Annotated in this window: 9 protein-coding genes and 1 pseudogene; 3 read left to right on the top strand and 7 right to left on the bottom strand. The window is 39.0% G+C overall.

Features of this window, described 5'->3' with window-relative positions:
• Positions 1–45 precede the first annotated feature (45 nt).
• Positions 46–1,656 (top strand): hypothetical protein, encoded by a 1,611-nt coding sequence (locus ACYX4M_RS01025; protein ID WP_476081509.1) that lies wholly within the window; start codon positions 46–48, stop codon positions 1,654–1,656.
• 99 nt (positions 1,657–1,755) lie between these two features.
• Here ACYX4M_RS01025 and ACYX4M_RS01020 read toward each other — a convergent pair whose 3' ends face one another.
• Positions 1,756–2,724 carry a glycosyltransferase family 2 protein gene (locus ACYX4M_RS01020; protein WP_476081508.1) on the bottom strand — a complete coding sequence of 323 codons (969 nt, stop codon included), beginning with the start codon at positions 2,722–2,724 and terminating at the stop codon, positions 1,756–1,758.
• A 16-nt stretch (positions 2,725–2,740) separates the two neighbouring features.
• Entirely contained in the window at positions 2,741–3,106 is a 366-nt protein-coding gene (locus ACYX4M_RS01015; protein ID WP_476081507.1) for a GtrA family protein, read from the bottom strand.
• Positions 3,107–3,658: 552 nt separating this feature from the next.
• On the opposite strand from ACYX4M_RS01015, the pseudogene ACYX4M_RS01010 reads away from it, so the two are divergent.
• Both ACYX4M_RS01010 and ACYX4M_RS01005 read left to right on the top strand, forming a co-directional pair.
• Positions 3,659–3,880 (top strand): annotated as a pseudogene (locus ACYX4M_RS01010) (integrase core domain-containing protein); the annotation flags it as partial.
• Positions 3,881–4,081: 201 nt separating this feature from the next.
• Positions 4,082–6,478 carry a VanZ family protein gene (locus ACYX4M_RS01005; protein ID WP_476081506.1) on the top strand — a complete coding sequence of 799 codons (2,397 nt, stop codon included), beginning with the start codon at positions 4,082–4,084 and terminating at the stop codon, positions 6,476–6,478.
• A 251-nt stretch (positions 6,479–6,729) separates the two neighbouring features.
• On the opposite strand, the gene ACYX4M_RS01000 is transcribed toward ACYX4M_RS01005, so the two are convergent.
• The 5 genes from ACYX4M_RS01000 to ACYX4M_RS00980 form a co-directional block, all read right to left on the bottom strand.
• Entirely contained in the window at positions 6,730–8,649 is a 1,920-nt protein-coding gene (locus ACYX4M_RS01000; RefSeq protein ID WP_476081505.1) for an acyltransferase family protein, read from the bottom strand.
• Positions 8,650–9,567: 918 nt separating this feature from the next.
• Positions 9,568–10,491: a polysaccharide pyruvyl transferase family protein gene (locus ACYX4M_RS00995; RefSeq protein WP_476081504.1), complete on the bottom strand. Its 924-nt coding sequence runs from the start codon at positions 10,489–10,491 to the stop codon at positions 9,568–9,570.
• The gene (locus ACYX4M_RS00990; protein WP_476081503.1) at positions 10,488–11,810 is read right to left on the bottom strand and encodes a glycosyltransferase; all 1,323 of its coding nucleotides are present in this window, start codon (positions 11,808–11,810) and stop codon (positions 10,488–10,490) included. The genes ACYX4M_RS00995 and ACYX4M_RS00990 overlap by 4 nt, the downstream gene beginning before the upstream one ends.
• Before the next feature lie 2 nt (positions 11,811–11,812).
• Positions 11,813–12,712, bottom strand: coding sequence for a glycosyltransferase family 2 protein (locus ACYX4M_RS00985; RefSeq protein WP_476081502.1), 900 nt, complete (start codon positions 12,710–12,712; stop codon positions 11,813–11,815).
• The gene (locus tag ACYX4M_RS00980) at positions 12,709–14,091 is read right to left on the bottom strand and encodes a hypothetical protein (protein WP_476081501.1); all 1,383 of its coding nucleotides are present in this window, start codon (positions 14,089–14,091) and stop codon (positions 12,709–12,711) included. The genes ACYX4M_RS00985 and ACYX4M_RS00980 overlap by 4 nt, the downstream gene beginning before the upstream one ends.

Below are 14,091 nucleotides of genomic sequence, written 5' to 3'. Positions count from 1 at the left end.
AGCACTTATTGACGATTCAAAACAATTTAAAAAGGAATTTTGTACGTGGTCTTAGATGATAAAATTGAGAAACTTCCGTGGTTTCTTCCCGCGACTCTTATATTGGCGTTTAGTCTTTTTATACCTAGTATCTTCGACATTGATGATTTAGTAATTAATATGATAATAAAGGGTACGGCTATCGCGAGCGAACCACTGCCCTATCTTTACTATTGCAACTACTATTTCGGCAAGTTTTTATCGTCGCTGTACACGACTTTTCCTGACATAGCATGGTACTACTATTGGCTCACGGCCTTACATTTTTGTTCTGATTTAGTACTGGGGTATTTCCTTTTTCGCCCGAAAAAGATATTGCCAGTGCTCGGCTACATTACCTACCTCACCACAATTTCCTTAAACGTGTATCTTACTATCTCATACACGGCTGTTATTGGTATTTCTTCCGCGGCTATAGCGGTGGCATACTTCAACTTTGTCCACGTGAAGAGTAGTTGGAGAGTTGGGGGAGTGCTGTTTGCGCTGTTATTTGCCGCAAGTTTTACCCGATTTGAACCGGCTTTTATAGGAATGGCGATATTTGCACTGCCTTCTCTTTATCTTCGCAGAGGCGATTTTACGGATCTTCAAAAAGGGAATTTTACCTGTTTAAAACTGTGGTTACCCATTATCCTTATTGTAGTTGTTATCCCTTTATCAACAACGTTGGCCTCAAGCGAGAAATTTAAAGAATCTGGCTGGACAGAGTTTCGCGAAGTAAACAAGTTAAAACAACAAATAAACGATTATGGACGCGTGAGCGATGATACTTCTCTCGACGAAAAATTAGCGTCTGTTGATTTGACGAGACAAGATTTAAATGTATTCAAAAACTGGATTCTATTTGACAAAGAAATCTCGAATAGCCAAACCCTAAAAGAAATTGTTTCTGAGTGGGAGGCACCCTCATTAAATAAAGTGTTGAATGTCTCGTTTCAATTTATTAATTCTCCTCATTTTCTGGTTGTCGCATTGTTCCTATTGATTATTCATATAGGTCTCAGTAAACACGAACGCGTTTTGTCATATATATGCTTAGCTTCTGCAATACTTGTAGCAATGATTTTTGTTTTGTATTTTCAGCGGGCAACCGGCTTTGTCGTCATGGCATTTTATGCATCAGTTTTGGCTTTATACTCTATGGTTTTCGCTCATCACGCGAGTGGAGGAGGTATGAATAAGTGGGCGCTTTCGGTAACGCTTTTTTCGTTGCTTTTTATCCCCTACTACTGGGCAAAGTTCATGTTACTGAAGCAAGAAGGGATGGTATATTCATATAACCTGTTCCAGAGTTTACCTAGAGAGCAATTATATGTGATTCATAGTCAAAACCTCCTTCAAGTCGATCCAAGTAATAATTTGAAAGAGTTTGAGGGCTTAGAAATAATGCTTTTGGGTACGCCTTCTCTCGCTCCCTTTACAGATGTGCGCTTATCCGAATTGGGCTTCAGCAATTACTACGAAATGCTTTTACATTCAAACACTCGATTTATAGGCGAAGAGGAGCGATTAATACAGTTGAAAAGGTTTATCGAACGCCGTTCTGGGGCGTCGACTAAAGCCGTGAAAGTGAATTCGCACAAGTACATATTAGTCTCAAGTAGCGAGCCAAGCTAACAATATGTGTTTAATGCGCATAACAATTTTATCTCATTATTTAACTTTCATCTTTTCGAGGTGACTGCGTTGCTCGTTGTAAACGCTCGATTCACATATTTAGTTATCTGAGTGATCGCTATTGACCTCATTCATAATTAAATATCTAGGTCTTCTTTTCGTCTCCATATACGTTTTTGCAACGTACTCACCAATCATCCCCAAGCTTAATAGTTGTACACCGCCTAATAGGTACATGGGTAAAACAGACGATGTCCAGCCAGGAATAGCATCGTCGGTCATGAGGTAGGTATATACCGCCCACATTGAGACCATCATACTTATGACGAAAATAGCGAAACCCAACCCTGAAATTAATCTCAGTGGCGCAATTGAAAACGAGGTTACTCCTTCTAAAGCAAGAGCGAGCATTTTCTTTAATGGATATTTGGACTCACCAGCAAAGCGTTCTGAACGGGTATAAGTGACCTGTGTAGTCCTAAACCCTAACGTTGGTATAATGCCTCTAAGAAACAAATTTACCTCGCCGTAGTTCTTTAACGCTTCGATAGTTTTCCGAGACATCAACCTAAAATCTGCATGATTGTAAACAATGTCCACGCCAAGCTTTTTTAACAGCCAATAGTAACCTTGAGCTGTATTGCGTTTGAAGAACGTGTCTGTCTTGCGAGAAGCGCGAACACCGTAAACAATGTCGTTACCCTTTTTGTACGCTTCGATCATAGTGGAAATAACTGAAATATCGTCTTGTAAATCAGCGTCAATACTTACTATTGCATCACCGTTAGCGTTTTCTAATCCGGCTAACAATGCAAACTGATGTCCTCTGTTGTGCGCAAGCCGTAATCCCTTGATATGTAAATTTTCTTTTCCTAGTTCTGAGATTAGATGCCACGTTCCGTCTTTACTTCCATCGTCTACTAGCAACATATGGCTATCTGATGCAATTTTATTATTTGCAATATCTCGCTGTAACAAAGCGGTTAATCGGCTGACCGTTTCAGGCAAAACTTCCTCTTCGTTGTAGCACGGTATAACTATTGATAAGACTGGTGCAGCAATTTCCATTTGAGATCCCTTTCGATTATTTATAGGCCCAATGCTTCAATAACAAGAAGTTTGAAACAGTTACGAAACACGTTGCGATGACTTGACTAACGATATAGTCAATATGATGCATTTCTGATAAAAAAAACACAATTGTTGAATTAATAAGCAAGCCGAGGGATGCAATGATTGAAAATCTACTTACCGCTGCGATGTGATTAGCTGAACTCTCGAATGAAAAATAATAATTTACGGTATAATTAAAGCCAGCGCTGACAAAATATCCAATAAAGGAGGCAATATAAGGAGCTACGCTTGTTGTCTCTACTAACAAGATTAAAAAGGCGTATTGGATAAGGGTGGCAATTCCGCCTACACTCAAAAACTTCGCAAAGAGCTTCATGTCAAGCTTTCTTAATCTATACTATACAAAATATCGATAACGGATAAAGTTATTGAGGTAATTTTACCTATTGTAAAATAAGAGCTTTTGCTAAATTAGTAAAAAATCCTCCCAAGATTACTCCGATGTTAAGCTGACTGTTTTTTAGAGTCAACAGGCAACATGCAATTCATTGGACTATGTGTGCGAACATAATTGTGCGTTAAGGAGAAAAGGTGTCTCAACGATCTACTTAAGAATTTAAAATACCAGCTGTTAACCAAGTGACCGACAAAGGCTCTTCGGTAGCTAGCGTTTCTAAGAGGCTAGGTATCAAAGCTGTCGTTTTAGACTTGTATCTCGCGCTGTGGTTGGTCGATGAGTTATTGCATGAAATCAGAACTTGTTAGTCAGTGCGGTATAGCGACGAATGCAGAAAAAGCAGGTGCTTATATACTCAGGTTGCGGTATTCAATGAATTACGCAACGCTGCCTAAATTGACGAGTGGTGCACTTCAGAGCTGAGTTCGCGCCTTTTAACAGAGCTTAATCTTAAGGCCAGCCAGCCTGGGAGGAAACTGCCACGACAATGCCTTTGCAGAGAGCTTCTTCCAACTAGCCAAGAGAGAACGAATAAATAGAAAAGTTTATACTACACGTGAACATGCAAGAGCCGATATATTCGATTAGACCGAAATGTTTAATAACGCTAGACGCAAGCATGGTGAAGCGAATAATATGCCCCCATTGGCTTATGGAAAGCTAGAAGAATTCACACGAAAATCAGTCTGGTAAAGTCTGAACGATTCATCATTTTCTTAGTTCTGCGCTTAATTCGCTAAAGGCGGGCAAGTTGATTGAATGAAAGGGAATTCTGTTGAAAAATAGATAGTGAGTCGCAGCAATTAATAGTGCAATGATAATTCAACTTATTATTTTCACTTTTATTGAATATGTTCACTTTCCCGTTTGATAGAACAGGATAAATAGATAGTAATGGATAAAGAGTTTGCTCGCTCAAAAGGCGAAGATGACCCCCTAGGAACCGAGCTATCGATTTCAACGCATATAAAATGGCGAATAAAACTCGTTTTTTTATCGTTTCTCGCGTTTGTCATTTACGGCAGTTTAGTTCCGTTGCAATTCAACGAACTATCTTTTAGCAATGCACTTCAGTTGTTTTTGTTACTTGATAAAAGCGATCTTGCATTAACTGCGACAAATCGGTCCGATTGGTTTACAAACTTCCTATTGATGATGCCTCCGCTCTACACAGCTATGTTGCTAAAGTCTGAAAGACCGCTAGGAATCAACTCTTTGATGTACGCTACTGCAACGGTTTGCTTGCTAATTACTGTTTCGTTATTGATTGAATTTTCACAGCTGTTTATAAAACAACGAATCAGCTCATATCGGGATGTCTATACACAAAGTTTTGGGATGATATTGGCGCTTGTACTTTTCTATGCAACCCGCAAAAAGGCACATGGACTATTAGTGAAGTTGTCGTCAAAATCACAGTTAGATAAATGGGAAGTCTATGGGGTTTCATTATTAGGCGTCTTGCTTATTTACAATATGATGCCATTCGATTTAACGCTAAGCTTTACTGAACTCTTCAAAAAGTGGGCTAGCGGAAAGATTTCGCTTGTTCCTTTTTATAACAAGACAATAACTCCATTAAACCTGATATTTAATAGCATTGTAGATACTGGGATTTGGGTAATAATTAGCTTTTGCTTCATAAAATCACATAAATACTCTGCTTTAAGACTTTTATCAATTTTACTCAGCGCAGCGTTGTTTATGGAAGTTGCACAACTATTAGTTTTAAGTCGTTACAGTGATTCTACGGATATAATTACTGCCCTACTTGGTATTTTGATAGCATTGAAATTGTTCAGCGCACATGAAAAGAATCTTAACGTTTTTGCCACCAATAGCATACTGACCCATTTATTAATTATTCTCTTGTATTACCTTACCCTTTTGTTTTTTTACACGTACCCAATTGAAATTACCACTAAATCAGCGCTATCTGTTAAGTGGGATGATTTCTTCACTATTCCATTCCTGGTCTACTGGCAGGACGCTCCGTTTAATGCAGTCACACAATTGTTGAGAAAGGTTCTGTTGTTTATTCCTTTCGGTATCCTCACCCAGTCCCTTATTTGCGAGATTGATATAAAACAGCGCAAAGGCGCGATTTCGCCTGTAGCTCCAAAAGCTAAATCACTAAAACTGCTCGCAATATCGAGCGTTGTTCTCATGATTTTCTCACTCGAACTAATGCAGCTACCAATTGTAGGTAAAGTTTCATCAGGCTCAGATTTAGTATTAAACATAATAGGGTTAATAATCGGTAGCATGGTTTTTCGATTCCATTCAAAAAGCGCAGAATTAAAACCTACAGAACAAACGGGTACTAAACAAGTTGCGCAAAGAACGAATTGGTTGATAGGGTATTTTATATGTACTTGTTCATGTTTAATTTTTTGTTTAACAATGCTTTCGCTTGAAGCAACCCCCTATAATATCAAAGAACTGTTTAACCAATATCCAACAATTATTTCTGCATTCTTGGTATCGACGTTTACTACAACATTAATCTTTTACCCAGTGTGGTTTGCTAAAAAGTGCAAAGCTCGAACAAAATTGGAACTCAAGCATTTAGTGAAAAATGTGGTGTTACTCGCGCTTTTAGTCGCAATAATCAGCGTTATAATTTTTCCTTATGAAGCATTGCACGATATCGTGGGCTACCCAAAATGGTCGTCGGTACCACATTGGTTGGAAATTTCTTACCGACTATTCTGGCTTGTTATACCTTTCATTTTTTTATATCTGTATCAATCCAGCAAGAGGCTGGTGAGTGGAGTAGTTGATAAGGAGTTTAACTTGAATCTAAAGCTTAGCTGTCTTTTTTTGTTTTTAATATTACCGTGTTCATATACGGTTGTAGTAATCCATGCAGGGACTGATAACCTAACTGAACTTCTAGAAAATAATGGATACAGTGTCGGAATTATAAGTATTATTATCTACGTGTACTTAATACTTTTTCTGTCTTCTAATTACAGCCGACTTAGCCACCGTGCTCTTTCACTTTACCCGGTTGCCTACGCATTTATCATTGTACTATCAGCTCCTTTGTCGTATTGGCTCATACAATTCGCTCTTGTCGACTACATTTTGAAATACGAAACCTTGTTCACACCCCTACAGTTTTTATTTAGCCCGAATAGGGAAAGTCTTTACTCTGTAGCCAAAACTAAATACATTTTTTATGGCGTGCATTATTTAGCTATCATTTTGTTCGCACTATGCTTTGCGACTCAGCGCCACTATTTTCATGTTAGTGAGAACAAATTTCAATGGAAAAATTCTTTATGAGCAGCCTGCCAATCAACACATTAAAAGCTGCTATAAGTTAATCTTCAGTTTTCTTCTTTTATAACATAAACAGTGCTGATAAAAGTGGAACTGAACGCTTCTACTGCACTGCCTCACAATAGTAATATTGTACAAGCTCATCACTGTTTCGGTGTGATTGCCATGTTAATGTGGTCTTAATCGAATTTGTCTTCATCATCACCTTTTCGGTGCCATCGATGCGCATGCCATAGGTTAGAGAGTAACCTTTATCACGATTGGCTTTCCCATTCTGTAAGCTTTCTGATAATTTCGCGCTCCAGTTGCTTGGCTATGATCTGGGCATGCCTAACGGAGACATGGTGCGCGTCTTGATAGTACAAATGCTCTTTATCATAACCATAACACTTGTTGTCATCACAGAAGCTATCATCAAAATCAATAACCCAACTGTTTTTGAAATAATTTTTGAAATGCTGCGTTTTTATATCGTGTGACTCTCGCTCAATAGAGGCTATATTAACATCTTCATATGCCCTAAAGTAATAATCAGGGATATGTGTTTCCTGCTTTGGGAATTGCGCGATAAACAAACTTCGGATCCCTGTCTGTTCGTAAAATGACTCAGTAAGTTTAATACCCTGTCCGAGCGCTCTATCAGTGTTCTGTTCACCATTAATTTCTAACAACTCTAAGTCAATGTAATTGTTCCAAGCACTGACATTTAACACTAGATCATATTCCTGCGGATTAGATTGCAGATATTCTCTAATAAACTCATTGTGCTTGTAACAGTCTTGATTACGTTTTCGGTGGATACCAATAAGAGAGGGGCAACCAGAAGTGTTAAACGCATCCACGTTTATTTCTTCGCTGAACTCAACTAAAGCTGACATCAATGCAGAAGCATGAGAATCTCCCCACAATAATATCTTGTATTTTGCATTTTGGGATTGATGTAATTGACAAATTTCATAATACCCTTTTAATCGTTTTACGTCAGTGCATTCATCACGGTATGGCTCATTTCGGATTCCAGCTTTATACATGGCCAACGCGTCGGAGGGCAGGTTAATGACCTCGTCATTTTTGTATACGGTAAAATAAGATATTGATGCGACAAATATGATCACGCTGGCGATGGCGGTATTTCTCATTATCGGTTTACGATAGGTTTGCGGGTTTCTAAAAGGCCTTTCAATAAATTGATAAGATAGATAAGCAAACAAAAATGTCAAAACAAAATAAGCAATCAGCATCACCGGCGATTCTATGTCCCAGTACCAATTGATAATAACGAGCAATGGCCAATGCCATAAATACAAGGAATATGAAATAAGGCCGACAAATACTAGTGGTTTACTGCACAATAACTCATAGCATAAGCCATCCTGAGATTTATCAGCTATTACCAACAGAGTACCTAGTACTGGCAATAAGGCGTAATAACTCGGAAAAGCGAGTTTGCTGCTGTATGAAAATACAGCCAATGTAATTAATGCAATACCGATTTCTCTGAGATAAAGTCGCCGAGTTGGATTTAATAAGCCGTGGCACATTAATATCGCCAATAATGCGCCTAGGCCCATTTCATAAAATCGTGTAGGCAACACATAAAAACCAACGAAACTCATGCTGTTAGGCGCGTATTTAACGGATAGTGCCAGTGAAATTAGACACGCTAAAATAATGATTGGAATGATAAATTTTTGCTTAGCACGAAAAAACACTGCTATGACTAAAAATGCAGGGAAAAGAAAGTAAAACTGTTCCTCTACACTTAAACTCCATGTATGCAACAAAGGCTGTAATTCTAATGACGGACTAAAGTAGCCTGATGTTTGCCAGAAAAAGATATTGGAGACAAACAAAATTGACGAGACGGCCGAGTGTATCAGTATCGAGAATTGGTCGGGAGGATAAACAAAAGCAAGGCTTAATACCGAGAATAGAACAACAGTATAGCCGGCAGGTAACAAGCGTCTTGCTCGTCGCAAATAGAAATCTGTGAATGAAAATTGTTTAGCGATAATTTTAGGGTAAATGATACTGGTGATTAAAAATCCACTGATCGCGAAGAATACATCCACACCGACATAGCCGCCCCTAATCCAATCCAATTTAGCATGAAACAATATTACAGGAATAATGGCAATTGACCTTAAACCGTCAATATCTGCTCTGTACTTCATGATTTTTTCCCTAACAACCCTTAACTCGTTGAGTATAAGTAAAACAAACTATCGATACCACGCCTCACACTATTGTGAAGTTTCGTCATTGCTTTGATGAAATTTCCAAGTTTATGATAGTTAAGTTTTTTCTTCCAAAAAGACTCGCGCCCCATTGTGCCATGCCGGTCACCGGTTGAGATAGTGTTATCAATCGTGTGAGGCCATGTGTCACTGTAAGTGTTTTTCTAAATATGTGCGAGCATTGGATTCAAGCTTTATAATTTAAGTGTCAAATTCTGCCGCAATTGTTTTTAGTCGCTTTGATACGTTACCCCTGAGGATGCTGTCATTCAAGGCTACATAGTACCCATGAACAAAGGCAAATTATGTAATTTCTCTTTTATCTTTATAAAAGATGTCAAATGAATCAACACTATCATTAAAGAACTAGCGGCATATCTACCCGGTCTTTTCGATATGCCAGTATTTACTTTTACGGGTACTCTATAAAAGTGTTTATCCTGTCCACTGCGAGTAAATTTCTTGTATATGACTAAAGTTAGCGAGTGGTGCACTTCGGAGTTGAATTCGCGAGTAATAAAACGGCGTTAGCACTTCGGTTTAATTGGAGAGCAATCTCGTGCATCATAGTAGGGATAAGCTCTGGAATTGTTGCAATTTCACCTGACTCTTAACCAATATTTAGGAGACTTTCTCAGTCAAAATTTAATATAAATCTATTAAGAAAAGTATTTAGCAGTGTATTTATAAATAAAATTATTCATGTAAACCCTACACTGCCGTAAACTCGTATTTCCCTTTACAACTTGCGCCATATCAGATGCTGAAAACATGACACCTGATAAGTTAAACGTCTCTTAAAACAGTGGCCAACAACGTACAGCATTCTAGCCATGTTATTGCAATATTTAATGCTTACTCTTTCCAAGTTACATTAGTGAATTTCCCTTTAAGTGAATACTCGTAAATAGCGCGTATTTTAAAGTAGTTATTACCGTATAGATTTACTTTTTTACCTAACTTAGCCGCCGCAATGGCTACGTGCAGCCTGTTCGTGTTAATCGTTTCAAAGGCATTAATGTGAGATAAAAAACGAAATGTAGACAGCTTGGCGAGCTTAGGTTCGCACGAACTCAACTCATAAAGTGCCGAAACGTCCACGTTGTCTGATGGAATGGGAATGTCGGTTTTTTCAACGTCTATTCTAAATGCATTGAGTTCACCGCTTTGAGGTTTGCTCGGGTAGGGATGACCAAACAGTGATTTTAATGTGTAGGCAAGGTAGTGCTTCAGCGATATACCAAAATCTTCATTTTTAAAAAGTACGCGGCGCTTCAATTCTGAACCAACACTACCCAATGCCGATTGGCTGGCAGGTTTTGATAGCATCTTTTCCACATCTGCGCTCAACACCATGTCGTCGTGAAGATATACGTTGGCTCTTGTTACCATTTTGCTAGCAAATTCATAAGAAACTCGTTCTCGGCAAAAGAGATGAACGGTTTCAGAAAGCGATTGCAATAACTTTTCTGCACCAAAAAGCGTGTGAGGTAACAATATAAAGGCTTTCACGCGAGAAGCGTATTTTTTGATGTAATACCCAACACGGCTATTTTCACCACCAAAATTGCCGCCTCCACCATAAACAAGAATATCATTGTCTGAAATATCTTTTTCTGACTGGCAGCATTTGTACTCTATATTGTTTCTTTCAAAAAATTGATACGTTGCACATGCGATAAGTGAGTCACCTGCATTGCCAGGATTGGGAAGGTAGTTTACCTTTCCACCAAGCTGTTGGATTAACACTACCAACTCATCATCTTTCTCTTTATTCATTTTAGTTTCTTTTCAATCCAGCTATAACAATCGTCAAATGCATCCTGCTCTTCATAAAGATAATGCATCCCATGTAAGTCATTCACTTTTACTGCGAGGTTTGAGCGCCATTTTACGTCGCTATTTTGTTCTAACTCGTAGTCTCTTATCACGTCTTGCATCATTTGAGTGGCTACGTCGCAATTTCTGTTGTTTAAAATATACTCTCTTGGAGAGAAGGTTCCCTCATTGTTTAATAAACTCAATACCTTAATTTCAAGATCTTGCTCGTTTGCAAAGTAACCTGTTTGTGCATTTATAAAATCGTATTTTTCACCGTAATTATGGTTTTCTCTCATTATTACCGGTGTATCACACAGCATTCCTTCAATAATCGCCCTATTGTTACCCTCAAACTTTGACCATAAGACGTTTATTTTTGCCCGCTTATATAATTCAGCGACTTCTTTAGGTGTTATCCATTCGTAAATCTTTACATTGTCAGCAAGCCCCATTTCATCTGCATACGAAAGGATATCAGATTGTGATATGTCACCAGGGTATCCGACTAATACAATCTTGAAGTCGGGCTTTCTTGACACTACGCCCTTCAAAGCTTGGAAAAGTGCTCTGTGACGCTTGTACTTCGCCCATGCAGCCACAACAATTAAATCTATGTCTCTTTCTTCATCTTTAAGGGGGGGAGCGAAATTCTTATAATTTATAAACCAGCTTGGGCCGACCTTAATTGGAATAAGATTTGAATTGAGTGCTTTAACGAAGTTGTAGTCTCTTTCTTCATAGGTTTGAATGAATATTGGAAACTTTAGCTGCGTGTAAATAAGAATATTCGACTCGCAAAACCCTGCCCAACTAGGCTCCAGAATGAGATGATAATTTTTTAAAATTTCTTCTGCTTTGAAAAAGCGCAGGAACAAAGGGAAATAGTAACTATAGTTAATAATAATTACGCCTTTCTCAGACCCATTTGGCTTTTTCAGTACGGTGATAATTCCATTTAGCATCTTTTCTGGTGCGGTAAAGAATTCCGCCGTATTTGATAGAGGCTCAACGGCATTAATAAATGCGTCCTGTATTTCGTTTTCATATTGCTGACCGTTAACGAAATACCGTTTAGCGTACTCTACACCTAGTGAGTAACTGCCAGACCACCCCGTTCTGAAAACTGCTGAAACCAGAGCGAACGCCTTACTTCTAGAACCAAGTTTCCATAGTGCAAATGCACATAACCTTACACACGCAACAAGTAGCCCTTTTTTGCTGTTGTGATCGAACTTAATAAATTCTATTAATCGATCCTTACTATGTCCCAACTTCATATTTATCGCTTCTTTTGGGTGATTAAGTTAACAAAAGTTCGCAATATGCGCTTAACGCTCATAGCATTCCCTTTGCATAGAAAAAGATTTAACGAACATTGCAAAGAGAAAAGGTGATCGTTTTTCTCTTCAGCGATATAAGAAAAAATAAGATAAGCACGGCATTTAGCTTCTTTTTTTAACGTACTGTTTCTCAACTCATCGTCGTTGAAGGTTTCATGAAGAATTTCGAGATGCACAGGTAATAATGAGCGTGCATTGCGAGACGTAGATTGGGGTTGAACTCTATAATCTAAAAGCACTTCGTCACATAGAACAATTGGATGCTCCTTAGCAATTTGAAGCCATAGTTTCCAGTCTTCCAGCGCCACTAAAGACTCATCAAAGCCGCAAAAGCGTTTAAAAATATCCGACTTAATTAACAGTGATGAAGTAGTGATAAAATTTTCGACAGCTAAATGCGCGAATATATTTTCGTCATAAAGGCGGCTGTAAGTAGAGCGGTAAACCGTTTTGTCCTCGTATCCCAGACCTACATATTGCGAATCGCAGTGCGACCATGCCGCGTCTCCCATTGTATCTAATTGGCGTTCAAGCTTGTTTGCATACCATACGTCGTCCGAGTCACAAAATGCGATAAAATCGCCCGAAGACTTCGAAATAGCATTGTTGCGGGCCGCAGAAACACCTTGATTTTTTTGTCTCATAGCAATTATGCGGTCGTCACGTTCTGACCATGTATTTATTATGGACCACGTCTCATCTGTGGAACCATCGTCAATCACTATAAGCTCAATGTTTCGGTGAGTTTGATTCAGCACACTGCTTATCGATTCTTCTACGTAGTGAGAAGAATTATAAGCAGGCATAATGACGCTCACTTTTTGATTATTCTGTTTCATTTTTTTTGAGTGGATACTTTACGTTTGTAGGTAAGAAACAAAGGTGGCCTAGCATATTTTCCTAGCGTGTCGCCTGTTGTTAAAGAAATAAATAGCCTACCTTGCTCAGCATCATAATCGGCTCCACCTATTGCCAATCCTTTGTACCTTGCAGGCAAAGGAAACTTGCCGTGTTCGTATGGTTGAAGATTGTAGGGCATTATTAAATTAAGCTTGGCTTTCAGTAAATCTACCACGTCCCATGCCCAATAAAAGCTATAGTAATCAGATGCATCGTATGGGCATGGCCCTCCGCATTTGTGTCCATTGTTTTGCTCAATTTTATAGCCTATACCACTTTCATGACCTGCTGACTTACCCAGTGTCAAATAAGTGCGTGTACCAGGGATAATGAAACCAAAAGAGGCCCCCGAAGACAGTGTCCACATCTTGTTTAACCCGTCTTCGTTAATACTTAAAGGTTTAAAGTCCGGTTGAAATTCATACACGCTGTGGTCGTAAAGTGGGTTTTTCATGGAAAAGTCGAGCAGGGCCTGTGTTTGAACGAACCCGGATGGGCCGTAAATAACATCTTTTCTGGGGTTAAAGGCAAATGCCGTCGGGCCAATAGACAACCTAGAGGATATCGCTGCGTTAGATTGTGAGCCCGTGATGTGCGAAGCGTCAAAAAGGTCGGTTAAATTAGACGGAATTTCGCTTAACCAGCCAGCTGCATGAGCTGCGCCTTGTAATTGGTAAGGGCCGTACATCTTGCTCTCAGCAAGATTATTTGCATCCCATATCATAATACTCGTATCAGTTTCCGTGGCCGTTGCATCATACCAGTTGATGTAGTTGACCATTAACGCATTATCAATTTGCTTAATGCCAGTAATGCGAAAGTAACCCCCGATACCGGTTGAAACTCTTGGGTTATTTATTAGCGGAATAAAGTTCTGCAGAACAGTTTCGCCTTTCACAAAATCCCTCAAGTCTTCTGACTTTGTTATTGGTGGGATAAGGAATTCACCAATGCCTCCCAATCTTGGGTTGCTAGCCACAAGCATCGATTTTTTAGATGTACTAAGACTGAATATACCCAATGAAAAATCGACAGTTGAGTTCTCCGTTTCGCCTGCGCGTTTGGTCGATAGCCGGAAACCGCCTTCGTATTCCCATGCCGAAATGTCAAGTTTAGGAGCGTGAATTAATTCGTACGCTTGTTCAACTTGCGAGCATGTTAACAACGCTTTTTTCTTTTTTAGCCCCAGGTATTGCAATACTTCTTGTCGTTTTTCGTCACATTGCTCGCTGGCAGAAGCCGTAGTCACACAGGTTAAACCGAAGACACTAACCACAATTAGCAGGAGAAGTTGAGTAGAATTTTTTATCAAACACAT

The sequence above is a fragment of the Alteromonas sp. ABV4_150 genome, from assembly GCF_056311745.1.
The sequence above is the reverse complement of the archived record's forward strand: the minus strand, read 5'-3'. Positions and strand labels throughout refer to the sequence as shown.